This window comes from Rhodanobacter denitrificans (assembly GCF_000230695.2).
In the GTDB taxonomy this organism is placed as follows: domain Bacteria; phylum Pseudomonadota; class Gammaproteobacteria; order Xanthomonadales; family Rhodanobacteraceae; genus Rhodanobacter; species Rhodanobacter denitrificans.
The window spans coordinates 3,962,203-3,987,567 of the sequence record NC_020541.1; the positions used below are offsets into that span (position 1 = coordinate 3,962,203).

The 25,365-nt window shown below is 70.4% G+C and carries 22 protein-coding genes; 4 read left to right on the forward strand and 18 right to left on the reverse strand.

Annotated features, from left to right (window positions below; genetic code table 11):
- Positions 1-164 precede the first annotated feature (164 nt).
- Positions 165-1,538, forward strand: coding sequence for a M20/M25/M40 family metallo-hydrolase (locus R2APBS1_RS18040; RefSeq protein WP_157769771.1), 1,374 nt, complete (start codon positions 165-167; stop codon positions 1,536-1,538).
- Positions 1,539-2,032: 494 nt separating this feature from the next.
- The gene (locus R2APBS1_RS18045) at positions 2,033-3,169 is read left to right on the forward strand and encodes a hypothetical protein (protein ID WP_015449031.1); all 1,137 of its coding nucleotides are present in this window, start codon (positions 2,033-2,035) and stop codon (positions 3,167-3,169) included.
- Between the two features lie 209 nt (positions 3,170-3,378).
- On the opposite strand, the gene R2APBS1_RS18050 is transcribed toward R2APBS1_RS18045, so the two are convergent.
- From R2APBS1_RS18050 to gspE, 13 genes are all read right to left on the reverse strand, one after another.
- On the reverse strand, positions 3,379-6,030 hold the full coding sequence (locus tag R2APBS1_RS18050; RefSeq protein ID WP_051061190.1) for a bifunctional diguanylate cyclase/phosphodiesterase: 2,652 nt from the start codon (positions 6,028-6,030) through the stop codon (positions 3,379-3,381).
- A 110-nt stretch (positions 6,031-6,140) separates the two neighbouring features.
- On the reverse strand, positions 6,141-8,648 hold the full coding sequence (gene hrpB / locus R2APBS1_RS18055; protein ID WP_015449033.1) for an ATP-dependent helicase HrpB: 2,508 nt from the start codon (positions 8,646-8,648) through the stop codon (positions 6,141-6,143).
- Positions 8,649-8,711: 63 nt separating this feature from the next.
- Positions 8,712-11,054 (reverse strand): type II secretion system secretin GspD, encoded by a 2,343-nt coding sequence (gspD, locus tag R2APBS1_RS18060; protein ID WP_015449034.1) that lies wholly within the window; start codon positions 11,052-11,054, stop codon positions 8,712-8,714.
- A 3-nt stretch (positions 11,055-11,057) separates the two neighbouring features.
- Positions 11,058-11,777, reverse strand: coding sequence for a hypothetical protein (locus tag R2APBS1_RS18065; RefSeq protein ID WP_015449035.1), 720 nt, complete (start codon positions 11,775-11,777; stop codon positions 11,058-11,060).
- The gene (gspM, locus tag R2APBS1_RS18070; protein ID WP_015449036.1) at positions 11,774-12,421 is read right to left on the reverse strand and encodes a type II secretion system protein GspM; all 648 of its coding nucleotides are present in this window, start codon (positions 12,419-12,421) and stop codon (positions 11,774-11,776) included. The genes R2APBS1_RS18065 and gspM overlap by 4 nt, the downstream gene beginning before the upstream one ends.
- Complete coding sequence (locus tag R2APBS1_RS18075; RefSeq protein ID WP_015449037.1) at positions 12,418-13,590, reverse strand: PilN domain-containing protein; 1,173 nt, start codon at positions 13,588-13,590, stop codon at positions 12,418-12,420. Before R2APBS1_RS18075 ends, gspM begins: the two co-directional genes overlap by 4 nt.
- Positions 13,587-14,456 (reverse strand): type II secretion system minor pseudopilin, encoded by an 870-nt coding sequence (locus tag R2APBS1_RS18080; RefSeq protein WP_007512264.1) that lies wholly within the window; start codon positions 14,454-14,456, stop codon positions 13,587-13,589. The genes R2APBS1_RS18075 and R2APBS1_RS18080 overlap by 4 nt, the downstream gene beginning before the upstream one ends.
- Positions 14,453-15,109 (reverse strand): prepilin-type N-terminal cleavage/methylation domain-containing protein, encoded by a 657-nt coding sequence (locus R2APBS1_RS18085; RefSeq protein ID WP_015449038.1) that lies wholly within the window; start codon positions 15,107-15,109, stop codon positions 14,453-14,455. The genes R2APBS1_RS18080 and R2APBS1_RS18085 overlap by 4 nt, the downstream gene beginning before the upstream one ends.
- Positions 15,106-15,528 (reverse strand): type IV pilus modification PilV family protein, encoded by a 423-nt coding sequence (locus R2APBS1_RS18090; RefSeq protein WP_015449039.1) that lies wholly within the window; start codon positions 15,526-15,528, stop codon positions 15,106-15,108. Before R2APBS1_RS18090 ends, R2APBS1_RS18085 begins: the two co-directional genes overlap by 4 nt.
- On the reverse strand, positions 15,525-15,983 hold the full coding sequence (locus tag R2APBS1_RS18095) for a GspH/FimT family pseudopilin (RefSeq protein ID WP_015449040.1): 459 nt from the start codon (positions 15,981-15,983) through the stop codon (positions 15,525-15,527). Before R2APBS1_RS18095 ends, R2APBS1_RS18090 begins: the two co-directional genes overlap by 4 nt.
- A gap of 4 nt (positions 15,984-15,987) precedes the next feature.
- Positions 15,988-16,413, reverse strand: coding sequence for a type II secretion system major pseudopilin GspG (gspG, locus tag R2APBS1_RS18100; RefSeq protein WP_015449041.1), 426 nt, complete (start codon positions 16,411-16,413; stop codon positions 15,988-15,990).
- A gap of 31 nt (positions 16,414-16,444) precedes the next feature.
- Positions 16,445-17,662, reverse strand: coding sequence for a type II secretion system inner membrane protein GspF (gspF, locus tag R2APBS1_RS18105; protein WP_015449042.1), 1,218 nt, complete (start codon positions 17,660-17,662; stop codon positions 16,445-16,447).
- A gap of 1 nt (position 17,663) precedes the next feature.
- Complete coding sequence (gspE, locus tag R2APBS1_RS18110; protein WP_015449043.1) at positions 17,664-19,397, reverse strand: type II secretion system ATPase GspE; 1,734 nt, start codon at positions 19,395-19,397, stop codon at positions 17,664-17,666.
- Between the two features lie 303 nt (positions 19,398-19,700).
- Between gspE and R2APBS1_RS18115 the strand changes: the two genes are divergently transcribed.
- Positions 19,701-20,489, forward strand: a complete 789-nt coding sequence (locus R2APBS1_RS18115; protein ID WP_027490373.1) for a TatD family hydrolase — start codon at positions 19,701-19,703, stop codon at positions 20,487-20,489.
- 59 nt (positions 20,490-20,548) lie between these two features.
- Here R2APBS1_RS18115 and R2APBS1_RS18120 read toward each other — a convergent pair whose 3' ends face one another.
- The 5 genes from R2APBS1_RS18120 to R2APBS1_RS18140 form a co-directional block, all read right to left on the reverse strand.
- Positions 20,549-21,085 (reverse strand): pseudouridine synthase, encoded by a 537-nt coding sequence (locus R2APBS1_RS18120; RefSeq protein WP_015449045.1) that lies wholly within the window; start codon positions 21,083-21,085, stop codon positions 20,549-20,551.
- A gap of 13 nt (positions 21,086-21,098) precedes the next feature.
- Positions 21,099-22,034: a class I SAM-dependent methyltransferase gene (locus R2APBS1_RS18125; RefSeq protein ID WP_015449046.1), complete on the reverse strand. Its 936-nt coding sequence runs from the start codon at positions 22,032-22,034 to the stop codon at positions 21,099-21,101.
- Between the two features lie 76 nt (positions 22,035-22,110).
- Entirely contained in the window at positions 22,111-22,773 is a 663-nt protein-coding gene (locus tag R2APBS1_RS18130) for an NYN domain-containing protein (protein ID WP_007512282.1), read from the reverse strand.
- An 87-nt stretch (positions 22,774-22,860) separates the two neighbouring features.
- Positions 22,861-23,973: an S-(hydroxymethyl)glutathione dehydrogenase/class III alcohol dehydrogenase gene (locus R2APBS1_RS18135; protein WP_015449047.1), complete on the reverse strand. Its 1,113-nt coding sequence runs from the start codon at positions 23,971-23,973 to the stop codon at positions 22,861-22,863.
- Positions 23,974-24,040: 67 nt separating this feature from the next.
- The gene (locus R2APBS1_RS18140; protein ID WP_015449048.1) at positions 24,041-24,961 is read right to left on the reverse strand and encodes a LysR substrate-binding domain-containing protein; all 921 of its coding nucleotides are present in this window, start codon (positions 24,959-24,961) and stop codon (positions 24,041-24,043) included.
- A 109-nt stretch (positions 24,962-25,070) separates the two neighbouring features.
- Here R2APBS1_RS18140 and R2APBS1_RS18145 point away from each other — a divergent pair, with 109 nt between their 5' ends.
- The gene (locus R2APBS1_RS18145; protein WP_015449049.1) at positions 25,071-25,268 is read left to right on the forward strand and encodes a hypothetical protein; all 198 of its coding nucleotides are present in this window, start codon (positions 25,071-25,073) and stop codon (positions 25,266-25,268) included.
- Positions 25,269-25,365 lie beyond the last annotated feature (97 nt).

Genomic DNA, 25,365 nt, shown 5'->3' on the forward strand with positions numbered 1-25,365 from the left:
CGACACTGCATCGAAACGGCACGCAGGGACGCGCGCCGGACCCTCTCCAGGACCCGAGGCCCGATCGGCAACGATCGGGCCTCTTCCTTTGCGGGTGCCCGGACACCGCCCACGCTGTATCGTGAGCGCTCCGATGCCGAGGGATGCGAACGATGCTTCGACCGATGCAACTACTGCCTTTCATCCTGCTGGCGGCGACCGGCGCCAGCCATGCCGCACAGGCGCCGGCCGCGCCGCGCGAACAGCCGGCGTTGCACGCGCTGGCCGGCGCGCCGAGCGAAGCAGAGCTGCACGCCACGATCGCCACGCTGGTCGGCTTCGGCACCCGCCACACGCTGTCCGACACCAAGTCCGACACCCGCGGTATCGGCGCCGCGCGGCGCTGGGTGAAGTCGCGCTTCGAGGCGATCGCGCGCGACTGCGGCGGCTGCATCGAGGTGGTCACGCCCGCGCAGGCATTCAGTGGCAAGCGCATGCCCACGCCCACCGAGGTGATGGACGTGGTCGCGATCAAGCGCGGCAAGCGCGACCCGCAGCGGGTGATCGTGATGACCGGCCACCTCGACTCGCGCGTCAGCGACGTGATGGACGCCAGCAGCGACGCGCCCGGCGCGAACGACGACGCCTCCGGCGTGGCCGCCCTGATCGAGGCGGCGCGGCTGCTGTCGAAGCAGACCAACGACGCCACCCTGGTGTTCGCCGCGCTGTCCGGCGAGGAGCAGGGCCTGTACGGCGGCAAGGTGCTGGCCGACTACGCGGCGGCCCACGGCTGGCGGGTCGAGGCCGACCTCAACAACGACATCGTCGGCAACAGCCGCGGCCAGAACGGCGTGGCCGACAGCAGCACCGTGCGGGTGTTCTCCGAAGGCACCAGGAGCAACGAGACGCCGGCGCAGGCGAACTATCGCCGCTATCACGGCGGCGAGGTCGATTCGCCCTCGCGCAATGTGGCCCGCACCATGGCGGCGCTCGCCGACGCCTATCTGCCGGACTTCCGCGTGCGCATGGTCTACCGCACCGACCGCTACGGCCGCGGCGGCGACCAGGTACCGTTCCTGGAAGCGGGCTACCCCGCCGTGCGGGTCACCGAGGCGCACGAGGACTACACCCGCCAGCACCAGGACCTGCGTACCGAGCACGGCATTCACTACGGCGACACCATCGACGGCATCGACTTCCGCTACCTCGCCCGGGTCACCGCGCTGAACACCATCACCATGGCCGCGTTGAGTCGTGCGCCGGCGCCGCCGGAGGGAATCGACATCGCGGGCGCGGTGGCCACCGACACCACGCTGAAGTGGCGCAAGGTGCCCGGTGCCGCCGGCTACCGCGTGCACTGGCGCGATACCACCGCGGCGAAGTGGCAATACGCGCGCGCGGTGGGCGACGTCGATCATGCGGTGCTGCCGGACGTGGTGATCGACGACTGGTTCTTCGGCGTGTCGGCGGTCTCGGTCGACGGCTACGAGAGCCCGGTGGTGTTTCCCGGCGACGCCGGCAGCTTCGCACGTTCGCCGGCGCCCGCCGGCCAGCCCTGAGCCCGCTGCCGCAGCCGCGCCGCTGCAACGCCGGGGGTGCCGTCGAATTCGCCCTTGAAGATTATCAGCGGCAGTGAAAGACACCTTCCTTTCGCAATAACTTTCGCATTAATTGCAATTAACTGATGACGATTAAGCAACCCATCCATGAGTGCTGATGGAATCGAAGGTGTTTTCCGCAGCGAAGACCTGTGTATTCGATTCCATATTTGAAAAAATCCTATTGACGATTTTCATTCGCCTGACCTAGTTTGGCGGGATTCGCCCATTGGGAGGTGGGCGAATGATCCCCGAGGGAGGCCCGGCAAAACCGGGATCCCGGAAAAGCGGCGGCGGTCTTGTCCGATGGACGCAATCAAGGACGACCTCTGATAGCCACGGGATCCCGGTCAGGTCCGCAACAACACCAGTCGCCGCGAGTGATGCGGCTATTCCTGCATGGGGCCATCCGGCCGCATCGGGTCCGTTTGTCCTGAAAATCCACGGGGAGTCCTATGTCGACGTTATTGAAGCGCAATCTGCTCATCGCATTCGCCAGCACCGCCCTGCTCGCCGCCACCCTCTCCTCGGCGGTCGCCGGCAACACGGATGAATTCGCACCGAACCCGTATGCGCCCTCGTACGGGCACCCCTATCGCCACGGCGCGGTGCCCACCCAGGAAGCGCTGGCCCGCATGCGCCAGTACGACAACCTGCACGCCGCCAAACCCGGCAGCGGCACGTCCACCAGCTCGAAAACGCTGAGCTACGGCGGCGGCGTGGACGGCATCGGCGTCACCAGCGGCACGCCGAAGGTCTACATCGTGGTCTACGGCAGCCAGTGGGGCACCGCCGGCACCGACGCCAACGGCAACATGACCCTGAGCAACGACCCGGTGAACGCCGTGCCGTACCTGCAGAACCTGTTCAAGGGCCTGGGCACCGGCGGCGAACTGTGGTCGGGCGTGATGACCCAGTATTGCGATGGCAGCGGCGTCTCCACCGGCGCCACCTTCTGTGCATCCAGCGCCAGCCACATCGGCTATCCCTCGAACGGCGCGCTGGTCTCCGTCTGGTATGACAACTCGGTGGCCTCGCCGTCCAACGCCACCGGCGCGCAGCTGGCGCAGGAGGCGATCAAGGCCGCGCAGCATTTCGGCAACACCACCGCCGCCGCCAACCGCTACGCGCAGTACATCATCCTGTCGCCGACCGGCACGCACCCGGACGGCTTCAACACCTCCACCGGCAACTTCTGCGCCTGGCACGACTGGCAGGGCGACAACTACGGCATCACCTCGCCGGTCGGTGACGTGGCCTTCACCAACATGCCGTACGTCTACGACATGGGCACCAGCTGCGGCGAGAACTTCGTCAACAGCGGCGCCCAGGGCCTGGTGGACGGCTTCTCGATCGTCAACGGCCACGAGTACGCGGAGACGGTGACCGACCAGAACCCGGCCGGCGGCTGGACCAACCACGTCAAGGGCTCCCGCAGCAAGGGCCAGGAGAACGGTGACGAGTGCGCCTGGATCAGCTCCGGCCAGGGCAAGTCCCAGAACGTGGTGATGGGCAACGGCAGTTACGCCATGCAGAGCACCTGGTCGAACGACACCAACGAGTGCGACATCACGCACCCGATCGTGCTGTAAGACACGGCATCCGCCGTCGGCGCCTGCAGGCGGCCCGGCGGCTCCGTGCAGACGCAAGGATGATGGCCCGATCGGCGACGATCGGGCCATTTCTTCCTGGCAAGACGCCGCTTCGCGACCGGCCGATGGCGGGAAAAGCGCCGCCCGCCAGCCATGCGGCCGCGCCGCTCGGGTCGAGGAAGCCCGACGGGCGGCACAGCGTCCGCGGTTCAGTCGCGCTGGAACAGTGCCAGCTCGGGCCGGTGCAGGCTGAAGCCCTGCACCCAGTTCACTCCCAGCGCCGCCAGCGCCTGCACGGTTTCCGCGTCGGCCACCCATTCGGCGACCACTTCCAGGCCGAGCCGGTGGCCGATGTCGGTGACCGCCCTGACCATCAGGTGGCTGACCGGGTCAGTGAGCATGTCGCGCACGAAGCTGCCGTCGATCTTGAGGATGTCCAGCGGCAGGTTCTTCAGATAGGTGAACGAGGACATCCCGGCACCGAAGTCGTCCAGCGCGATCCGGCAACCCACCGCGCGCAGCTGTTCCATGAAGCGCGCCACCTGCGACAGGTTGCGCACCGCCACGGTCTCGGTGATCTCGAAGCACACCCGCGACGGTTCGACCCGGTAGCGGCGCAGCAGATCGATGATGCGACCGGCCAGCCGCTCGTCCTCGACGCTGGCGCCCGACAGGTTGATCGCCACCATGCGCAGCATGCCGCCGCTCGGGTGCAACCGGTCGAAGTTCGCCAGCGTGGTCTCGATCACCCAGCGGTCGACCACCGGCATCAGGCCGTAGCGCTCGGCCGCCGGCATGAACACGCCGGGCACCACCAGCTGGCCGGACTCCTCGCGGAAGCGCAGCAGCATCTCGATATCGGTATCGCCGCCGGCGGCCAGCGGCAGCGGCCAGATCTCCTGGTAGGTGAGCACCAGCCGATGCTCGTCGACCGCCCAGCGCAGGCGGTTCGCCCACTCCATCTCGCTGTGCCGGCGCGACGTCTGGTCGTCGCGCTCGGAATAGAAATGCACGCGGTTGCGGCCGAGCTCCTTGGCCATGTAGCAGGCGGTATCGGCCTGCGCCAGCAGGTCCTTCACCAGGATGCCGGGGCGGTCGATCATGACCCCGCCGATGCTGGCGCTGATCATGTAGCTGCGCTGTTCCCAGATGAACACGTAGCCGTCGATGCAGCGGCGCACGCGCTCGGCGATCCGTTCGGCTTCCGCGCGATCGGCCACCCCGGTCACCAGCACGCCGAATTCGTCGCCGCCGAGCCGCGCCAGCATGTCGGTGCCGCCCAGCTGCTTGCGCATCACGATCGCCAGCTGGGCCAGCAGCTGGTCGCCGGCGAGGTGGCCGGAGGTGTCGTTGATCAGCTTGAACTGATCCAGGTCGATGTACAGCAGCACGGCCAGCGGCGTGCCGGCCACGGTTGCGTCCAGCGCGCGGTGCAGGCGGCGTTCGAACTCGCGCCGGTTGTACAGCTCGGTCAGTGCGTCGTGGCTGGCCTGGTGGCTGAGCAGCTCGGTCAGCTGGCGCTGTTCGCTGATGTCGCTGGCCACCATCAGCAGCTTGCTGCGCCCGCTCAGCATCACCCGCGAGATCGCCACGCTGGCCCAGAAACCGTCGCCGGCGTCGCTGCGCAGGATCGCGTCGACCCGGCCGCAGCCGCGGGTGTCATCCTGCTGCAGCTGCGTGCGCAGGTCCCGGTCCTCGAACAGCTCGGGCAGCTTGCGCTCGGTCACGTGCTGGCCGAGGCGGTCGCGCGACGCCTGGTTGGCATAGGTGATCGCCCCGTCCCCGGCCTCGGCCAGCAGCACCAGCGCCGGCAGCAGGTCGTTCAGCGCGCGGAAGCGCTCCTCGCTCTCGCGATAGCGGCGGCTCATCCGCCAGCCCTGCGCCAGCGCGCGCTGGCGGGCGCTGGCGACCGAATACACCAGCAGCGCCAGCAGCACGCTGGCCAGCACGCCGGCCAGCAGGATCGCCCGCCCGCCCCCGATCACGCCGACGCGGTGCGGCAATGGCCGCAGCTCGACGCTCCACACGCGTCCGCCGTAGGCGAGCTTGCGCTCGTAACGGTAGCCGTCCCTCGACCACCACGGGCCGGTGCCGGAGTCGTACAGCGGCAGCGCCTGCGGCCCGGTGACGTCGCTGATCTGCAGGCGCAGGTTGTGCGCCAGCCGCTCGGGCAGCGCGCTGGCGATCAGGTCGTGCAGCCGGAACGAGGCCGCGATCGAGCCGCGCATGCGTGAGCGCCGTTCCTCGGCAGTCTGCGGCGGCGGCCCGGAGCTGTAGATCGGCAGCCGCAGCGTGGCGCCAATGCCCGCCATGCCAGATGCCGCCAGCTGCACCGGGTGGAACGGCGCCGACAGGGTCGCGCGGTCGCTGTCGCGCGAGGCCAGCAGGCCGGCAAGGTTATGCGGCTGCGTGCCGACATCGAGCCCGACCACGCGCTCGTTGCCGGACGCCGGCTGCACCCAGCGGGTCACGTAATGCTCGCCGTCGGGCCGCCGCTCGCGCTGCGCGTAGGCCAGCGCAAGCAGGTTGGGAAACTGTTCGCGCGGGCGCATGTTGGCGTAGAAGCCGGCGTATTCGCCCGCGTCCACCTCCTCCGAGGAGAGGAACAGCGATTGCGCCGCACGCAGCAGCGACTCGGCCGCGTACAGCCTGCCCTGTAGCGAGGCATAGGTCTTGTTGGCCAGCTCGTCGCGGATCAGCGTGCGTTCGACCTGCAGCCGCTGCTGCTGCTGATGGTGCATGACCATCGTCAGCGCCAGCCCGGACAGCAGCGCCAGCAGGCTCCACAGCCAGGCCGCCAGCCGCCATGGCGAGGGCCGCGGAAGCGCGCCATCGGGGTCGCCACGACCGTGGGCCGTCATCAAGTGGAATTCGTCGTAATCCTTGTGTCGGGGCAAGGGATCCACCACGCGATACCGTGGCCTGCGATGGTACACAAGTGCGCCGTCGACGAGACGTGCCTGGCGGCGACTCAGTTCCGCTCGCGCGGTTTCGCGCGATGCGTGGGCGTGGCGGTCCACGGGTCGTCCGGCCACGGGTGGCGCGGGTAGCGTCCCTTCAGTTCCTTCTTCACTTCCGGGTAAGTGCGTTCCCAGAAACCCTTCAGGTCCTGGGTCACCTGGATCGGCCGGCCGGCCGGCGACAGCAGGTGCAGGGTGACCGGGATGCGTCCGCCGCCGATGCGGGGAGTGTCGGCCAGGCCGAACAGCTCCTGCAGTTTCACCGCCAGCACCGGCGGCGCACCTTCGGCGTACTCCAGCCGGCGGTTCTGTCCGCTGGGCACCACCAGGCTTTCTGGCGCCTGCGCATCCAGCGTGCGGCGCTGCGCGTGGTCGAACCGCGACGCCAGCGCCTGCGCCAGTTGCTCCGCACTCAGCGCATCCAGGCGATGGCTGCCTTCGAGATGCGGGGCCAGCCAGTCTTCCAGCGAGGCCAGCAGCGCCGGCTCGGACACATCCGGCAGACCCAGCTCGGGCATCCATCCACGCAACGCCTGCATGCGCGCGCGCAGCCGCCGCGCATGCTCGCTCCACGGCAGCGCGTCCAGGCCCTTCGCGCGCACGGCGGCGAGCAGCGCCGGCAGCGCGTCGGCGGGTTTCACCGGCACGCTGCGGCGCTCCAGCACGATCGCGCCGAAGCGCCGCTCGTCGAACGCCTCGGCGGCGCCGCGCTCGTCGTTCCAGCGCAGTGTGCGCTCGCGGCAGAACTGCGCGGGATAGTCGCGTTCCAGCACGCACGGATCGAACGGCGCGGCGGCGAACACCAGGCTGTCGCGCGCCTCCAGGCGCAGGTCCAGCACCAGCAGCCACGGCTCGCCCAGCAGCGCGGTGTGCTCGTGCAGGCGTGCACCACGACCGTTGGCCAGCGTGTAGCGCAGCGGGTTGCGCTCGTCGCGGCGTGCGATGCGGTCGGGGAAGGCGTGCAGCAGCAGGTCGCCGACCGCATGGCTGTCGGGCACGCCGCTGGCGGCGCTGCGCACCTCCAGGCGCCGGCGCCAGCCCTTGCTGGCCTGCTCGATCGCGGCCAGCGCAGCGCTGTCGACCTCGCCGCGCGCGGCTGCACCACGGCGATCGCGCCACGCATGCAGGGCGGCCACCCGCGCCCGGAAATCGTCGCTGCGCGCCTGCATGCCGCGCAGCGGCGAACGCGCTTCCATCAGCGCCAGCAGGTCGGCTACCAGCGCATGCAGTTCCGGCGGCGCACGCAGCGCGGCGGCGCCGAGCCGCGGCGTGGCGCCGAGTTCCAGCATGCGCCGGCCCAGCGCAGTGATGCGGCCGTCGGCATCCAGCGCGGCGAGACTCTTCAGCAGCTCGCGTGCCTGCGCCAGCGCGCCGGGCGGCGGCGGGTCCAGCCACGGCAAGGTATCGCTGCCCCAGGCCGCCAGTTCCAGCGCCAGCCCGGAGAGTTCCGCCTGCGCGATCTCCGCGCTGCGCGCCGGGTCGAGCCGCCGGCTTTGCGGCCACAGCCGGTACGTCGTGCCCGCGGCCACCCGTCCCGCGCGACCGGCGCGCTGGTCGGCCGAGGCCTGCGCGATGTTTACGGTCTGCAGGCGGGTGAAGCCGGAGTTCGGATCGAAGCGCGGCTCGCGCGCGAGCCCGCTGTCGACCACCGCGCGAATGCCCGGCGCCGTGACGCTGGACTCGGCCACGTTGGTGGCCAGCACGATGCGGCGCGTGCCCGGCTCGGCCGGCGCCAGCGCGGCCTGTTGCTCGGCCAGCGACAACTCGCCGTGCAGTGCGACCAGCTCGACGTCGTCGCGTGCCAGCACTTGCGCCAGCACCGCCTGCGCGCGCGCGATCTCGCGCCGGCCGGGCAGGAACGCCAGCACGTCGCCGTCGTTCTGTTCCAGCGCCTGCTTCGCCACGCGGGCGAGCTGTTGTTCGAGCGTCTCCTGCGCGCGCGCCGGCGGATACTCGATGCGCACCGGGTAGCTGCGGCCGGGACTCGTGAGCCGCGGTGCGTCCAGCCACGCCGCGACGCGCTCGCCGTCCAGCGTGGCCGACATCACGAGCAGGCGCAGCTGCGGCCGCAGCGTGGCCTGCACCTCCAGCGCCAGCGCGGCGCCGAGGTCGCCGGCGAGGTGGCGTTCGTGGAACTCATCGAACACGATCGCGCCGATCCCGCCCAGCTCCGGATCGTGCTGGATCAAGCGGGCAAGGATGCCTTCGGTGACCACCTCGATGCGGGTCGCCGCGCTCACCTTCGACTCGAAGCGGATGCGGTAGCCGACGGTCTGGCCCACGTCCTCGCCGAGCTGCTGCGCCATGAACTGTGCGGCGGCACGCGCCGCGATCCGGCGCGGCTCCAGCATCACGATCTTCTGCCCGGCCAGCCACGACGCATCGAGCAGGGCCAGCGGCACCTGGGTGGTCTTGCCGGCGCCCGGCGGCGCCTCCAGCACCAGCCGCGGCGTCGCGGCCAGCGACGCGCGGATCTCGGGCAGCAGCGGGGTGATCGGGAACGAAGGCAGCGCACTCATCGCGCCGATGATAGCGGGCGCCGCCGCGCAAGCGCCCCGGCGATGCGCCGGGGCGCCCGTCTGCTACGGCTTGCTGTCGGCGCGCGCCGGTGCGCGCAGCGGCGCCAGCGACTCGAACTTGCTCTGGTAGTCGTCGGTGATCTGCTTGGCGTCGGCGCCGCCGCGGATCACCCGCGGGGTGATCAGCACGATCAGCTCGGTGCGGTTGCGACTGCGGCTGGTGTTGCCGAACAGCCGGCCCAGCACCGGCACGCGGTTGAGGCCCGGGATGCCGGTATCGGTGTTGCCCTCGGCCTGCTCGATCAGGCCGCCGAGCAGCACGGTCTGGCCGCTCTGCACCGCCACCTGGGTCGCCAGCTTGCGCTGCGAGATGGCCGGGTTGCCGTTGACCAGCGGCACCGAACGGTCGGCCTGGCTCACTTCCTGGCTGATGTTCATGTAGACCAGGCCGCCGGGATTGATCCGCGGCTGCACGTTGAGGATCACGCCGGTGTTGAGGTAACTGACCTGGCTGTAGCTGGTGGTGGTGCCGATGCCGGTATTCACGCTGGTCTGGTTGATCGGGATCTGGTTGCCGACCGCGATGCTGGCCACCTGGTTGTTCATCACCACCATCGATGGCGCCGACAGCGTCTTGGTGTTGCCGCTGGTCTCCATCGCGCGCACCGCGACCTGCAGGTCGCTGTTGAGGAAGGAGTAGAAGAACGGCTCGCCGCGGAACGCGTTGCCGCCCTGGCCCAGGCCGAGCTGACGGTGCCGGTACGGCTGGCCGGGAATGATGTTGCCGCTGCTGTCGGTGGTGCTGCCGGTGAGCCCCTCCAGGTACCACTGCACGCCGAACTGGAACTCGCCGGTGAGGTTCACCTCCAGGATGCGCGTCTCGATCTGCACCTGCAGCGGCACGTTGTCGAGCTTGCCGATCGCGCCCTTGATCTCCTCCCACTGCGACGGGCGCGCGCGCACCAGCAACTGGTTGCTGCCGTCGACCGAGCTGATCCGCACGCTGCCGTCGCTGGAGCTGTACTGCGGCTCGCTGGCCGCACTGCTGCCGCCGCCCGCCGCCGGGTAACTGCCGAAACCGGCCGAGCCGCTGCCGAAACTGCCGCCAGCCGCGGCGCCGCCATCGCGGCCGCCGCCGCTCGCGCCGAAGCCGCCGCCCGCGTTGGCGTTCACCTGGCCGCCGCCGCGCGACGCATCGGCGGGGTTGCCGAAGCTGCCGGCGGTGCTGCCCATGCTGGTCGCGCCGGCGTTTTCGGCGCTGCCGGCGCTGCCCAGGGTGGCGCCGGCCAGGCCCGGCCCAACCTGGCCGCCGTTGTCGCCGCCGCCGCTGCCGGCGCCGTTGGTGTAGATCTGCGCCAGGTACCGCGCCAGGTCCGACGCCTTGATGTTGCGCACGTCATAGACGAACAGCTGCGGCTCGTTGCCGCCGCCGCGGTCGATGCGGGCGATCCAGTCGCCGACTTCCTGCAGGTAGTCGCTCTGCGTGCTGATCACCACCAGCGCGTTGGTGCGCTCGATCGGGATGAAGCGCAGCATGCCGGCCAGCGGGGTGTTGCCGTGCTCGCCGAACATGGCATCCAGCTTCGGCATCAGCTCGCCGACGTTCGCGTACTGCAGGTTGAACACGCCCACCGACATGCCGCGCAGCCAGTCGACGTCGAAGGTGCGCACCATGCTCTGGTAGTTGGCCAGCTCCTGCGGCGTGCCGGACATCACCAGCAGGTTGCGCGCCGGGTCGACCAGCAAGGTGGCGTCCGGCCGCGCGAACGGCTTGATCAGCTTCTGCATCTCGCTGGCGGAGATGTAGTGCAGCGGAAACAGCCGCGCCTGCAGGCCGCCCGCCGGCGCACTGGCGCCGAGGCTGGGCACCAGGTTGCCGGCCACCGCGTCTTTCTGCGGCATCACCACGTAGCCGCCGTCGCGCTGCACCAGCGCGTTGCCGGTCCACGACAGCAGGGTCTCCAGGATCGGCAGCGCCTGGCTGGCATCGACCGGCTCGGCGGTGGCGAAGGAGATGTTGCCCTGCACGCCGGGCACGATCGTGTAGTTCTGCTTGAGCAGGTCGCCGAGGATCGCCTTGACCACCGCCTGCACCGGCTGGTTCTCGAAGTTGAAGGTGACCGCGCCGTTGCCGCCGGCCGCCGGACGCGGCGCGATCAGCGCACCGGGCCGGATGAACTGGCCGCTGCCGTGGCTGAGCTCGGTGGTCGCCGCCGTCCCACGACTAGCGCTGCCGCTGTTCAACGGCAGCGGCGCCGGCACCGGATTCTGCGTGCCGGCGATCGCCTCGCGCTGCAGCGCGCCGTCGTCGTGTGGCTGCGGCAGGCTGGCGCAGGAGGCGGCCAGGCCCACCGCGAGGGCAAGCGTGGCGCTGCGCAGGACTTGCTGGATGAGCATGCGGGACATGGATCAATGTTCTCCTTCGTGGGTCGCCGCAGCACGGGCGGCCCGACGTTTCTGGATGTTCCGGCGCAGCCGCTCGGCCGCCGATTCCGTAGCGGGCGGCGGCGTGGCCGCCGGGGCGCCACGCATCGGCTCGATCGTGCCGCGGGCGGGGCCGCGGCGGTCGGCCCCGGCATCGGCGGGCGCCACCTGCATCGCCGCCGCGCCGGCCGGCTGGCCGCGCACGTCCGCCGCGCCGCGCGGCGAATCGATCGGTGCGCCGGCCGGCAGCTTCAGTTCGGTGCGCCCGGCCGGCGATTCGAACAGCGCCGAACGCGGGCGCAGCTCGACCAGCTTCACGCTGCCGTCGGGCAGCGCCTCGCCTTCGCGCAGGCGCACCTGTTTGTCGCCGTTGCGGTCGTGCAGCAGGGCCATGCGCAGGCCGGGGGTGAGGATGATGCCGGTCAGGTCGAGGTCGCCGAGGCTGCTGCCGCCGTCGGCACGTGCGGTCGGCTTGCGGTCGGGGCTGAACAGCGGCTTCTGCCAGACCAGCGCGTAATGCGCCAGCGGCACCGGCGGCGGCAGATCGGCTTGCCGCCCGGCCGGCGGCAACGGTGCCGACGGGCGCGGCGCATCCCAGCGCACACCGCGGCCGAGCCCGGCCAGCAGCGCCAGCAGCACCGCGCCCAGCAGCAGCACGAGCGCGACCAGCCATGGGGTCAGCTGACGCTGGCTGGCGGCGTTCATGGCACGCCTCCCGCGTCGTCGGGCGCGCGATCGGACGATGCCGGCGCGGTGCGCGCCGGGCGCACGTAGCCGGACAGGCTGAACTGCACTTCCAGTGCCGCGGCGTTGTTCTGCTGCGCGACCACCGGGTTGCGGTAGATGCTGAGGTCGTCGACGAACAGGTACGGCGTGCCCTGCTCCAGCGCCTGCAGCACCGCTGCCAGCGGTGCCATGTCGCAGTTCAGGCTGATGCTCACCGCCGCCTTGCGGTACGGTTCGCCGGCCGAGGGGGCCGGGCTCGGCAGCGGCATCTTCTGGGTCACCGTGCATTGGCCGCCGCCGGCGTTGGCGGCGACCACGTCGATCACGCGCTGCATCAGGTCGCCCGCGGCGGTGTTCGGATCGTCGGCGGCGAGGAATGCGCTGCTGGCGGCCTGGCCGGCACCGAGCGCGGCGAGGCGCTGCTGCAGCGCCGGTTTTTCGGCGATCGCGGCGGCGTAGCGGCTGTGCGTGTCGCGCAGGTCGGCCATCTCGGCGCGCACCTGCTGCAGCGGCACCACGAACCACCAGCGCAGCAGCACCACGTAGGCCAGCGCCAGCGCCAGCAGCAGCAGGATGATCGCCGCGATGCGGCTGTCGCGCGGGTTCATGGCGATCGTCTTCATGGTGCGCTCCCGCCGGCCGCCGGGGGCGATACCGGCGGCTTCGGCTGGTTCACGCGCGCGGTCAGGTAGAAGCGCTCCTTGCCGGTGGTTGGGTCCGGCTGGATGCTGCCCTGGAAACTGGCGTCGGTGATCAGCTTCGAATCCTTCAGCGCGTCGAGCAGTTTCGCGGCCTGCTGGCTTTGCCCCTGCAGGCCGACCTGGCCGGTGTTGTCGACGCTGAAGCGTTCCAGCCAGGCGCTGTCCGGCAGGCGCCCGGTGACCTCCTGCAGCAGGCCGAGCATGGCCACCGTGTCGCGCTTGCGGCGGGCCAGGAAACCGGCCGCGCCGGCGTTGTCCTGCAGCTGCTGGCGCAGGCCGGCCACCTGCTGCGCCTCGCCGCGCATCGCTTCGACCTCGGCCTGCATCTGCGCCAGTGCCAGCTGCCGGTTGTGCAGCCACTCGCCCAGCACCAGCACCGCCAGCAGCACGCTGGCCGCGGCCAGGATCAGGTTCAGCCGGCGACGCGGGCGCGCGCGGTGCGGCACCTGTTCCGGTGGCAGCAGGTTGGCGCCGAGGCGGCTGTCGCCCGCGGCCAGGTCCACCGCGTCGACCGCGATGCCCTGCGCGCGCAGGCGCGCCAGCAGCGGATCGAGCGTGTCGCGGGTGGCCACCACCAGCTCGGCGCTGAAGCGGCCCGGCGGCGCGGGCGCGGCCAGCTCGCGCACGGCGTAGTACACCTGCGCCAGGGTGAACGGGGTCTGCCGGTCCATCTCGAATCCGGCCACCTGCAACAGGTTGTCGCGCGCGGCGAGCGGCAGCGCCAGCGTGCGCCGCAGCACCCGCGCCGGCGGCAGCAGCAGGGCCAGCCGCAGGTCCTCGCGATCCACGCGCTTGAGCGCCGCGCTCAACGCGACCGGCGCCACACGCACGCCATCGGCGGCCGTGTCGGCGCCGTCGTCCCAACTCGCCAGCACCTCGGCGTGGTCGCTGCGGCGAACGCTCCACTGCGTGCCCGCGTGCTGCAGCAGGTGCCAGTCCGCACCGCCGCCGAACCAGCCGCGCCAGCGCGGCGGCAGCAGCTCGCGCAACTGGCCGCCCCACCAGCCGAGGAAGCCCGGCAACGGCGAGGCACGCCAGCCCCGGCGCATACGCTCCACCCACGGCCGCAGCGACGGCGTTGCCGTACTCATTCTGCCTCCCCCTCCTGCCAGCGCAGCACCATGTACGGTTGCGCCTGCCCCGCCTGCAGGCGAACCGTGGCGCGCAGGATTGCGCGCGTGCCGTCGGCCAGCGTGGCCTCCGAACGAATACTATGCGTGGTTCCGTTGTTGAGAACCAGCCGCGGGTCGGCCGCGTTGCGCTGCCGCGCGGCGCGGATCTCGTTCAGCTGCTCCGGCGTGATCCCGGGGATCGCGGCCAGCGCCAGCGGCGGGGCGGTGTTCGGGTCCGGGCTGGCGGTGCCGGCCCAGACCGTCACCACCGGCGCCACCTGCCGGTACAGCGCCGGCGTCATGCCCAGCACCATCTGCAGTTCCTCGATGCTGGCGAACGGGCCGCCGCGCGGGCCGTAATCGCGGCCGGCCGCCTTGTAGGCCGCGCGCGAGCCGGCGCCTTCGCCGTCGGGGGCGGGCGGGTTGCGCCAGTCCAGCACGTGACCGGCCAGCGCCTGCGCCGCGGCCGCCTTCAGCCCGGCCGCCTGGAACAGGCCGCGCAGCACCTCCGGCGAGGCGGCGTTGAGATCGACCTTGCCGCTCTCGTCGATCGCGCGCACGACGACCGTGGCATGGTCGTAGCTGAACACATACGGCCGGCCGTCGCCGGCCCAGTGCTGTCTGGGCTGCGGATCCTGCAAGGCGTACAGCGCGCGCATCAGGCCGGCCTCGGCAGCGTAATGCGCCTGGGTCTGGGCAAACTGGTAGCGCGCCTGCAGGCCCTCGGTGCGCGCCAGTGCGGCGTAGCCGCCGAGCAGGATCGCCAGCAGCGTGCACGCCCACAGCACCAGCAGCAGGGCGACCCCGCGCTGGCTGGCCGGCAACCGCCGTGGCCGATGCATCATCGTATGCTCCCGCCGCGCATGCGCATGCGCGACAGCTCAGTCTGCGCCGGATTCGCGCGCAGCGGCACGTCCAGCTGCGGCCAGTCCAGCGCGCCCGGCGCCTGCAGTTCGATCCGCACCAGCTGCGGCAGCAGGCGGCCGTCGACCCACGCCGGCGACCACGGCAGCGCGGCGCCCTGCCGATCGACGCCGCGGTAGGCGAAGCCACCGGCCTTGATCCGGTCGAGCAGCACCTGCGGTTCGCCCAGCGGCTGCGGCGGCTGGCCGTCCGGCGGCAGCAGGGCCAGGCTCAGTTCCAGCCGCAGGCCGCCGTGGCCGTCGTCGACCAGTTGCAGCCGCTGCAGTTGCGGGCCGAGCTTGCCGAGGTAGCCGGGCAGCGGCGCCACGTAGCGCATTTCGCGCGCACTGCCCTGGAAGTAGACCGGCTCGCCCTGGTCGGTGCGGCCGATCGGCTGCAGCATGCTCTGCGCCAGTTCGCGGCGCAGGAACTGCTGCGCCGAGCGCACCTGGTCGGTCCGCTCGATCGCTGCGGTGCCCGAGCGCACGCTGTGGCTGGCGGTGCGGATACCCGAGTACACCCCGACCAGCAGCAGCGCCAGCAGCACCAGTGCGGCGAGCACTTCCAGCAGGGTGAAGCCGGCGGCGCGTTTCATCGCGATGCCTGCGCATTGCCGGCGGGCGCCGGCGTACCCAGCCGCAGCGTGCGGAAGTGCGCCGTGCGCGGATGCGCCACCGCCCCCCACGACACGGTCAGGTCCAGCTGGTACAGCTGCAGCGACGCGCCGGGCGCGCTCGGGCCGGCCGCGTTCCACGGCGTCACGTCGAGCCGCCAGCGGTACTGCGAACTGAAGCGGCCGGCGCGGCTGCCCGGTTTGACCGGTTCGCCCACGAACGCGCTGTCGAGCAGGCTGCGCGCATGCATCGCCGCCGCGCTGTGTTCAGCCGCGTGGTGGCTCAGGCTGATCGAGGCGCCAGCCACCTTCATCAGCGCGGTGAACGCGATCGCCAGCAGCATGATCGCGGCGATCACCTCGAGCAGGCTGAAGCCGCGTTGCGGGTGGGCGCCGTTCATCGCGCCGCCACCGTGTCGACCACACGCACTTCGCCGGTCAGCCACGACACGTTGACGTGCCACTCGCGCCGGCCGCTCTTGAGCGTGATGCGCCCGCCGGTGGAGCTGCCGTCGGGAAAGAAGCGGATGCGCCCGGTGTGGTCGTTCGGCTGATCGTCCTTGGCGCTGGTGATGCTCACGCGCAGGCCTTGCGGCAGGCGCACGTCCTGCCGCTTCGCGCCGTCGTAGCTGTTGGCGCGGGTGTCCACGTCGAAATGCTGTTCCTCGCCGCGCACGATCGCCTGCGCGCGGGTGGCGCGCAGCGCGCCGGCCAGCTCGCTGCTGGCCGCGCGCACGCGGGCACTGGCCAGGCCCTGGCTCACCGAGACCGACACCGCTGCCACCGCAATCCCGATCAACAGGATCACCGCCAGCATTTCCAGCAGGGTGAAGCCGTTGGCGCGCGAGACTCTCACATGCTTACTGCCAGTTACCCACGTCCTTGCTGTAGCCGTCGCCGCCCGGCTTGCCGTCCTGGCCGTAGAAGATCAGGTCGAAGCTGCCGTGCTGGCCCGGATACTGGTAGCCGAACGGGTGGCCCCACGGGTCCTTCAGGTCGGAGGCCTTCGCGTACGGGCCCTGCCAGTTCGGCGCGTTCGCCGGCTTCACCGCCAGCCCTTCCAGTTGCTGCGGCGGCGCGCCGTTGTCCAGCGCGTAGTTCTCGATCTTCTGGCTCAGGGTCATCAGCTGCGCCTTGCCGGCGCCGTACTTGCCCTTGTCGACGTTCTTGCCGACCTGGGTCACCACCACCGCGCCGATGATGCCGATCAGCACGATCACCGCGAGCATCTCCAGCAGAGTGAAGCCGGCGCTCGAACCGGGGCGTCGTGGTTGCCTGTGCTGCATGGGGATCACCTCGAATGTGCGAATGGAGTTTCTATTGGATATTGCTGGTCAGGCTGAGCAGCGGCAGCAGGATCGCGGCCATGATGATCGCCACCAGCACGGTCATCACGATGGTCAGCGCCGGCACCAGCGCCGCCAGCAGGCGGTCGATCGCGCGTTTGGACTCGAGCTCGAACGTGTCGGCGACTTTCAGCAGCATGCTGTCGAGCTGGCCCGCTTCCTCGCCGACCTGCACCATCTGCATCGCCAGCCGGGGGAACAGTTTCGACTGGCCCAGCGCCAGGCTCAGGCCCGCACCGCCCTTGACCTGTTCGTGCGCCGCCTCCAGCGCCGCGTCCAGCGCGCGGTTGCCGGTGACCTGGCGGGCGATGTTCAACGCGCTGAGCAACGGTACGCCGTTCTTCAGCAGGGTGCCCAGCGTGCGTGCGATCCGCGCGGTCTCCACCTTCAGCAGCAGCGGGCCGACCAGGCGCAGCCGCAACAGGCGGGCGTGCCAGGCCAGCCGCGCGGCCGGATCGCGCAGCCGCGCGCGCCAGGCAAACAGGCCGCCACCGAGCAGCAGCAGGATCAGCCACCACCAGGACTGCAGCGCGTTGCCGAGCGCCAGCACCGCGGCGGTGATCCACGGGATCGGCACCTGCATGTCCTCGAAGATCGGCACGAACTGCGGCACCACGTAGGCTAGCAGCAGCACCAGCGAGCCGAGCACGCCGACCAGCAGGAAGGCCGGGTAGATCAGCGCGTTCACGATGCTGCCGCGCAGCTGCTGCGCGCGTTCCAGGTAATCGGCCAGCCGGCGCAGCGTTTCTTCCAGCGAACCGCCCGCCTCGCCGGCGCGCACCAGGCTGACGTACAGCTTGGGGAACACGCCATGTTCCTCGTCCAGCGCCGACGACAGGCTGTTGCCGCCGCGCACGCGATCGCGCACGCGTTCGACCAGCTTCTTCGCGCTCTCGCCCTCGGGCAGTTCGAGCAGGATGCCGAGCGCGCGGTCCAGCGGCTGGCCGGCGCCGAGCAGGGTCGCCAGCTGGTGGGTGAACTGGGCCAGCTGGTCGCCGCTGAACGGACCGCGCTTGAACAGCGCGGCGAAGCCGCTGCCACCGCCAGCACCGTCGGCCGGCAGCGCTTCCAGCGGCGTATGGCCCTGGTCCTGCAGGCGGCCGATCACTTCCTCGACGCTGGCCGCCTCCATCTGGCCCTGCAGCGTCTCGCCGGCATCGTTGACCGCCTTGTAACGGAACTGCGCCACTTCAGCCTTCCTGCGTCACGCGCAGGACCTCTTCCAGCGTGGTGATGCCGGCCACGGCCTTGGCGATGCCGTCCTCGTACATCGTGCGCATGCCTTCGGCGCGCGCCTGCTTCTCGATGTCGCCCTCGTTGGCGCGCTGCATCACCAGCCGGCGCAGCGGATCGCTCATGGTGAGGAACTCCATGATGGCGCGGCGGCCACGGTAGCCGCTGGGATTGGCCGCGCTGCTGCCCGGCCTCCACAGGCGGATCGGGCGCTCGTCGGTGTACTTGTGCAGTTCGAACTGCTCGATCACTTCGGGCAGCGCTTCGTACGGAATCGCCGTTTCCGGATCGAGCCTGCGCACCAGCCGCTGCGCCAGGATGCCGTTGATGGTGGAGCCGAGCAGGTAGTCCTCCACGCCCATGTCGAGCAGGCGCGTGATGCCGCCGGCGGCGCTGTTGGTGTGCAGCGTGGACAGCACCAGGTGGCCGGTGAGCGCGGACTGGATCGCGATGCGGCAGGTTTCCAGGTCGCGCATTTCGCCGATCATGATCACGTCCGGGTCCTGGCGCATGATCGAGCGCAGCGCGCCGGAGAAGTCCAGCCCGATCTGCGGCTTCACCTGGATCTGGTTGATGCCTTCGAGCTGGTATTCGACCGGGTCCTCGACGGTGATGATCTTCACGTCGTTGGTGTTGATCCGCGACAGCGCGGTGTACAGCGTGGTGGTCTTGCCCGAACCGGTGGGGCCGGTCACCAGCAGGATGCCGTGCGGCTTTTCCAGCACGTCGACGAAGCGCTGCTGGAAGCTGTCGGTGAAGCCGAGCGAGGCGAAGTCGAACACCACCGACTCGCGGTCGAGGATGCGCATCACCACCGACTCGCCGAAGCTGGTCGGCACGGTCGACACGCGCAAGTCGAGCTCCTTGCCCTGCACGCGCAGCTGGATGCGGCCGTCCTGCGGCAAGCGGCGCTCGGCGATGTTCAGCCGCGCCATGATCTTCACCCGCGAGATCACCGCGGCGGTGGACGACGACGGCGGCGCTTCCACTTCATGCAATACGCCGTCGATGCGGTAGCGCACCTTCAGCCGGTTCTCGAACGGCTCGATGTGCACGTCGGACGCGCGCTGCTCGACCGCGCGCTGCAGAATGAGATTCACCAGGCGGATCACCGGCGCCTCGGAGGCCAGGTCGCGCAGGTGCTCGACGTCGTCCTCTTCCGCCGCGCTGCCGTCGAGGTTTTCCACGATCGTGCCCATCGCCGAACGGCCGCTGCCGTAATAGCGTTCGATCAGGCCGTCGATTTCCGAGCGCAGGCCGACCCGCAACGCCACCGGCCGGCCCGCCGCCAGTTCGACCGCCTGCAACGGATACGGATCGGCCGGATCGGCCACGATCAACGCCAGTCCGTGCTGGTCATCCTGCACCGGCACCACGTGCTGCTGCTTCAGGAAGCGCAGCGATACCTCGAGGTCGGCCGGCGGCAGTTCCGGCGCGTCGCGCGCCGCCAGCAGCGGCACCTGCAGCAGGTCGGCCCAGGCCTCGGCCAGGTCGCGCTCGGAGACCAGCCCGAGGCGCGCCATCAAGGTGGTCAGCGTGCCCTCGGTCGATTCCTCGTGCAGGCGGCGTGCGCGGCCCAGGTCGCTGTCCTTCAGGCGCCCGCGCGCGACCAGCCACGCGCAGACTTCCGTCTCGCGGTCATCCGCCACCTGACCCGACCCGCCGACCGCCGGCTCGATCGCTGCCGACATCCTCCACCCCGCTCGATAACCGCGAAAAGCCGTCGACGCTCCCCTGCGGCGAAACGGCACGCACCATAGTTAGCACATCCGGCTGGCAGCAGGTGAATGCCGTCCACGCCGGCCACCACGGCGGCACAAACGTCCATTGTGGGGCATGCGCCCACAGCGTGGGACATCCGCGGCCTAGGAAAATTTCCTGTGCCGCCGCCGGCGTGATGCGGATCGCCGGCCCGCGACGCGCCCGCCGCCGGTCACGCATTTGCGCCGCTGCGGGGGTCTGGGACAATGCCGCTTTCGATGACCGGCCAGGCCATGCCACTGCTCGATATCGGCGCCAACCTCACCCACGAGTCGTTCCACCACGACCTCGACGCCGTGCTGCAGCGCGCACAGGCGCACGGCGTGATGCGGATGGTGGTCACCGGCGCCTCGCGCGAGGGCAGCGAACACGCGCTGGCGCTGGCGAAGGCGCACCCAGGCACGCTGTTCGCCACCGCCGGCGTGCATCCGCACCACGCGCTCGACTACGACGACGCCACCGATGCGGCGTTGCGCGAACTGGCGCTGCAGCCGCAGGTACGCGCGGTCGGCGAGACCGGGCTGGACTACAACCGCAACTATTCGCCGCGCGAGGTGCAGCTGCGGGTGTTCGAACGCCAGCTGCGCATCGCGGCCGAGCTGCAGATGCCGCTGTTCCTGCACCAGCGCGACGCACACGCGGATTTCGTCGCGCTGCTGCGGCGCTGGCGCGACCGGGTGCCCGCTGCGGTGGTGCACTGCTTCACCGACACCGGCGAGGCGCTTGCCGACTACCTCGCGCTGGACTGCCACATCGGCATCACCGGCTGGATCTGCGACGAGCGCCGCGGCATCCACCTGCGCGAGCTGGTGCGCACGATTCCGGCCAACCGCCTGATGATCGAGACCGACGCGCCCTACCTCTTGCCGCGCACGGTACGCCCGCCACCCAGCCACCGGCGCAACGAGCCGATGTACCTGAAGCACATCTGCGAGGAGATCGCCCGCGACCGCGGCGAGAGCGCGGAAGTCACGGCGGCGAACAGCACGGCGACGGCGGAAGCGTTCTTCGGATTGGCGTGAGGTGCCGTACGCCCTGCCCATGCATGCACCTGCATGGGCAGGCTGGAAAGTTGGTGTTCCTAGCCCGCCAGTACCCGCGTTTTGCCCGGCGCCAGCCCATCCAGCGCATGCTCGCCGATGCGCACGCGGACCAGCCGCAGGGTCGGGAAGCCGACCGCGGCGGTCATCCGGCGCACCTGGCGGTTGCGGCCTTCGCGCAGGGTGAGGCTGAGCCAGCTGGTGGGAATGGCCTGGCGGAAGCGCACCGGCGGATCGCGCGGCCATAGCCAGTCCGGTTCGACGGCGAACGCGACTTCGGCCGGCAGGGTCGGGCCGTCGTTGAGCACCACGCCGCGGCGCAAGGCCTGCAGCGCGGCTTCGCCGATGACGCCCTCGACCTGCGCCAGGTAGGTCTTGGCCTGCTTGTGGCGCGGGTCGGTGAGCCGGTGCGCCAGACGGCCATCGTCGGTCAGCAACAGCAGGCCCTCGCTGTCGCGGTCCAGCCGTCCAGCCGCATAGACGTCCTTTTGCGTGACGAAATCGGCCAGCGTGGGGCGGCCGCGCTCGTCGGTGAACTGGCACAGCACGCCGTACGGCTTGTTCAGCGCGAGCAGCATGCTGCGCTTCGGCTCAGCGCGATGCCGCCGCCGGCGCCGCGGGCTTGACGAAGCGCAGGGTCATCCGGTCGGACTCGCCGATCGCCTGGTACTTCGCCTTGTCCTTTTCGCCCAGCGTGAGCGTGGGCGGCAGCGTCCACACGCCCTTCGGGTAGTCCCTGGTGTCCTTCGGGTTCGCGTTGATCTCGCTGCTCTCGTCCAGCGTGAAGCCCGCCCCGGTGGCCAGCTTCACCACGTAATCGGTGGGCAGGTAGCCACTCGACTTCACCGCCTCCAGCGAGGCGCCGTCGGCGGCGCGGTGGTCGACCACGCCGAGCACGCCACCGGGTTTGAGCACGGCGAAGAACGCCTTGAACATCGCCGGAGCGGTGTCGGCCATGACCCAGTTGTGCACGTTGCGGAAGGTCAGCACCAGGTCGGTCGAGGCCGGCGGGCCGAACACCGGCGAGCGCGGATCGAACGTCACGATGCTGGCGTTGCCGTAGTGCGCCGGGTCGGCGGCGAATTTCCGGCGCAGGGCGCTGTCGTCGCTGCGCGCCTCGCTGTCGGCCGCGGGCGCCTTCTCGGCCGCGACGTAGTGGCCGTTGTCGTGCAGCAGCGGCGCCAGGATCTCGGCGTACCAGCCGCCGCCGGGGGTGATCTCGATCACCGTGCGATCCGGCCGCACGCCGAAGAACTGCAAGGTGGCCTTGGGGTGGCGGTACGCATCGCGGGCGCGGTTCGCCGCCGAACGCCAGCTGCCGGCCAGCACGCTGTCCAGCTGCGAGGCGGTGAAGTCGCTGGCGCTGGTCGGCGGCACCAGTTCGTCCGCCGGCTGGTCCGTTTCGGTCGAGGCGACCCGTGCCGCCTGCGCGCCGGCCAGCGCGGGCAGGCCCAGGCCAGCGGCCAGCAGCACCACCGCGGCCAGTCGCACCGTACCCGTCCTTGCCACTCGTGTTGCGCGGTTCATCGTTGACTCCTTGGCGCGTTGGCCATCCGAATTTGCTGCAATGTCGCGAAAAGCATGTGCAATCCTGGTAAACGGCTCAGAACGGCCGCGGGCACACCGACTGCAGGCCGTCGATGTGTTCGTGCAGGTCCGGCGCGATGCCCTGCCACATCGGGTCGAGGATGAAGTCGATGCCTTCGTAGCGGGCCAGTTTCGCGGCCGGAATGAAATCGGCGTCGCCGGCGACCAGGATGATCTGGTCGACCAGTTTCTTGTAGGTCAGCGCGGCGATATCAATGCCGATCTTCATGTCGACCTGGGTCTGGCGCATGTCCGGCTCGAAGTGCTCGTCGCGCAGGTCGTCCCAGCGCAGGCTGCCCTCGCGCAGCTGCTGGTAGGCGCTGCGCTTGAGCTGCCACTCGCCGCGCTCGGCCAGCCGGCCCAGCCGCAGCGCCATCTTGCGCTGGCGGCGCAGCTGGTCGTGCAGCTCGCGGCGGAACGCGGCGGCGCCGGTGCGGCCGAAGTCCACGCTGTCGCCGCTGATCGGCTTGACCAGACTCTTTTCCAGCGGCGGGCAGTCGTAGAAGTAGATGCGGTAGAGCTGCTCGCGCGGGCGGTCGACCGCTTTCAGGTGCTCCAGCGCCATGCCGAACAGGGTCTTCGCCACCGCGCGCGCGTCGCCGGCGTCGCGCTCGCCGTAGACCTTGCGGTAGCGGGCAAGAAAAAAGGCGCCGTCGACGAGGATGGCGGTGCGGTTCATGGAACGGCCTTGTGCGTGGCGTGTGCGGACATGAAAACGAGGCACGCCGCCGGCAGGATGGCGCCGGCGGGGTGCGGGCATTCTACGTCAGTAGTGGATCACCGAGCGGATCACCTGGCCGCCGTGCATCAGCTCGAACGCCTCGTTGATGCGCTCCAGCGGCAGCACCTGGCTGATCATCTCGTCGATCTTTATTTCGCCGGCCAGGTAACGCTCGACGTAGCCGGGCAGCTGCGAGCGGCCCTTCACCCCGCCGAATGCCGAGCCGCGCCATACGCGCCCGGTGACCAGCTGGAACGGCCGCGTGCAGATCTCCTGCCCGGCGCCGGCCACGCCGATGATGATCGACTCGCCCCAACCCTTGTGGCAGCACTCCAGCGCCGAGCGCATCACCTGCACGTTGCCGATGCACTCGAACGAATAGTCCACGCCGCCGTCGGTGAGCTCGACGATCACCTGCTGGATCGGCGTGTCGGGGTAATCGTTGACGTTGACGCAGTCGGTGGCGCCGAGCGCCTTCGCCATCGCGAATTTTTCCGGGTGGCGGTCGATCGCGATGATGCGCCCGGCCTTCGCCATCACCGCGCCCTGCACCACCGACAGGCCGATGCCGCCCAGGCCGAACACCGCCACCGTGGCGCCCGGCTCGACCTTGGCCGTGTTCAGCACCGCGCCGATGCCGGTGGTGATGCCGCAGCCGAGCAGGCAGACCTTGTCCAGCGGCGCGGCGGGGTTGATCTTCGCCAGCGAGATCTCCGGCAGCACGGTGTATTCGCTGAACGTGCTGGTGCCCATGTAGTGCAGCAGCGGCTTGCCGTTGAGCGAGAAGCGCGAGGTGCCGTCCGGCATCAGGCCCTGGCCCTGGGTGGCGCGGATCTTCTGGCACAGGTTGGTCTTGCCCGAGCGGCAGAACTTGCACTCGCCGCACTCGGGCGTGTACAGCGGGATCACGTGGTCACCCACCTTCAGCGAGGTGACGCCTTCGCCCACTTCCTCCACGATGCCGCCGCCCTCGTGGCCCAGGATCACCGGGAACTGCCCCTCGGGATCGGCGCCGGACAGGGTGAACGCGTCGGTGTGGCACACGCCGGTGGCGACGATGCGCACCAGCACCTCGCCGGCCTTCGGCCCGGCCACGTCGACCTGCTCGATGCTGAGCGGCTGGCCGGCAACCCAGGCCACCGCGGCGCGCGATTTCATGATTCGACTCCTGACGTTCGACAACGACCCATGATGATGACGCGTTTGGCCGCTTTGCGGAACCGTGTCAGCCGACCGGCTTGTCGTCGGGGCGGAACGCCGACATCTGCCGGCGGTAGTCGTCCGCCTCGGCCAGCAGCCAGTCGCGGAACAGCTGCAGGCCGCGGTGCTCCAGCGAGCGAGGCGGGTACACCAGCCAGTAGGCCTCCTCCACCGCCAGGTAGTTGTCGCCCAGCACTTCCAGCCGGCCGGCGTCGATCAGCGACTTCGAGGTCACCATTCGCCCCAGCGCCACGCCAAGGCCTTCCAGCGCGGCGTGGCGCAAGGCGTCGAGGCTGTCGAACTGCGCCACGTAGCGTGTCGGCGGCGTGCCGCCGCTGCGGCCGAACCAGTCGCTCCAGCGCCGGGACGGATTCGGCTCGCCCAGCAGCGGCCAGCGCGACAGCTCGCGCGGATCGGCGCCGTCCATCCGCGCGATCAGCGCGGGCGCGGCCACCGGCGCGATCCACTCGCCGAACAACCGCTCGCTGTGCAGGCCCGCCCACTCGCCGCGGCCATAGCGCAGGGCGACGTCCACCGGCTCGCGCTCGAAATCCACCAGGGTCGAACCCGATTGCAGGCTGAGCTCCAGTTCCGGATGCGCGGCCACCAGCCGCGGCAGCCGCGGCACCAGCCAGCTCGACATGATGCCGGGGCTGGCGCTGAGCGTGAGCGCATCGTGGTGGCGCGTGCGATACCCCGCCAACGCATGCTCGATGCCGTCGAAGTGCATGCCGACTGCTTCCAGTAGAACGCAACCCTCGGCGGTCAGCTTCACCCCGCGCGGGCCGCGCTCGAACAGGCGCCGTTCCAGGCGTTCCTCCAGCTGGCGCATCTGGTGGCTGAGCGCGCTGACGGTGAGATTGGCCTGCGCCGCGGCACGCGACAGATTGCCCAGCCGGGCGACCAGCACGAACTGCTGCAGCAGGCCCAGCGGCAACTTTCCCATCTTGAATCCCTTTCAAGTCTGGCTTGCGAATATATCGCTTTTTGGCAGCCTGCCGCGCGCGTACCTTGAGCACTCCCCAAGCCCAAGACTCCCCCAGGAGGCTTCCCCCATGCACTCGCTCTGGAAAGATCTGCTGTTCCTGCACGGTCATCTGCTGCACAAGGACGACCTGGACTGGCGCCCGGAGCCGGAGCCCGCGCCGGACCCGGCCAGCGACGCCACCGGCAGCGGCCATGCCGCCAAGACCGCGCGTCACGCGCTGGCGTGCTGTGCCAGCGTGTGGCCACGGATCATGAGCCCGCGTTGAGTACCGCCCGGGCTTGAATGCCGCGGATATGCAGCCACTTGGATGAGGGCGCGCGCGTTCACCCCGCGCGCCGATTCCCCGCTCGCTGCCTCCGGAG

Bases quoted from the DNA above. Each gene is read 5' to 3' on its own strand.
- gspD (WP_015449034.1), bottom strand. From the start codon at position 11,054: ATGTCCCGCATGCTCATCCAGCAAGTCCTGCGCAGCGCCACGCTTGCC.
- R2APBS1_RS18115 (WP_027490373.1), top strand. From the start codon at position 19,701: ATGCCACTGCTCGATATCGGCGCCAACCTCACCCACGAGTCGTTCCAC.
- R2APBS1_RS18135 (WP_015449047.1), bottom strand. From the start codon at position 23,973: ATGAAATCGCGCGCCGCGGTGGCCTGGGTTGCCGGCCAGCCGCTCAGC.
- R2APBS1_RS18125 (WP_015449046.1), bottom strand. From the start codon at position 22,034: ATGAACCGCGCAACACGAGTGGCAAGGACGGGTACGGTGCGACTGGCC.
- R2APBS1_RS18120 (WP_015449045.1), bottom strand. From the start codon at position 21,085: ATGCTGCTCGCGCTGAACAAGCCGTACGGCGTGCTGTGCCAGTTCACC.
- R2APBS1_RS18140 (WP_015449048.1), bottom strand. From the start codon at position 24,961: ATGGGAAAGTTGCCGCTGGGCCTGCTGCAGCAGTTCGTGCTGGTCGCC.
- gspM (WP_015449036.1), bottom strand. From the start codon at position 12,421: ATGAAGACGATCGCCATGAACCCGCGCGACAGCCGCATCGCGGCGATC.
- R2APBS1_RS18080 (WP_007512264.1), bottom strand. From the start codon at position 14,456: ATGATGCATCGGCCACGGCGGTTGCCGGCCAGCCAGCGCGGGGTCGCC.
- R2APBS1_RS18065 (WP_015449035.1), bottom strand. From the start codon at position 11,777: ATGAACGCCGCCAGCCAGCGTCAGCTGACCCCATGGCTGGTCGCGCTC.
- R2APBS1_RS18050 (WP_051061190.1), bottom strand. From the start codon at position 6,030: ATGACGGCCCACGGTCGTGGCGACCCCGATGGCGCGCTTCCGCGGCCC.
- gspE (WP_015449043.1), bottom strand. From the start codon at position 19,397: ATGTCGGCAGCGATCGAGCCGGCGGTCGGCGGGTCGGGTCAGGTGGCG.
- gspG (WP_015449041.1), bottom strand. From the start codon at position 16,413: ATGCAGCACAGGCAACCACGACGCCCCGGTTCGAGCGCCGGCTTCACT.
- R2APBS1_RS18045 (WP_015449031.1), top strand. From the start codon at position 2,033: ATGTCGACGTTATTGAAGCGCAATCTGCTCATCGCATTCGCCAGCACC.
- R2APBS1_RS18085 (WP_015449038.1), bottom strand. From the start codon at position 15,109: ATGAAACGCGCCGCCGGCTTCACCCTGCTGGAAGTGCTCGCCGCACTG.
- R2APBS1_RS18040 (WP_157769771.1), top strand. From the start codon at position 165: ATGCAACTACTGCCTTTCATCCTGCTGGCGGCGACCGGCGCCAGCCAT.
- R2APBS1_RS18145 (WP_015449049.1), top strand. From the start codon at position 25,071: ATGCACTCGCTCTGGAAAGATCTGCTGTTCCTGCACGGTCATCTGCTG.
- R2APBS1_RS18090 (WP_015449039.1), bottom strand. From the start codon at position 15,528: ATGAACGGCGCCCACCCGCAACGCGGCTTCAGCCTGCTCGAGGTGATC.
- R2APBS1_RS18130 (WP_007512282.1), bottom strand. From the start codon at position 22,773: ATGAACCGCACCGCCATCCTCGTCGACGGCGCCTTTTTTCTTGCCCGC.
- hrpB (WP_015449033.1), bottom strand. From the start codon at position 8,648: ATGAGTGCGCTGCCTTCGTTCCCGATCACCCCGCTGCTGCCCGAGATC.
- R2APBS1_RS18075 (WP_015449037.1), bottom strand. From the start codon at position 13,590: ATGAGTACGGCAACGCCGTCGCTGCGGCCGTGGGTGGAGCGTATGCGC.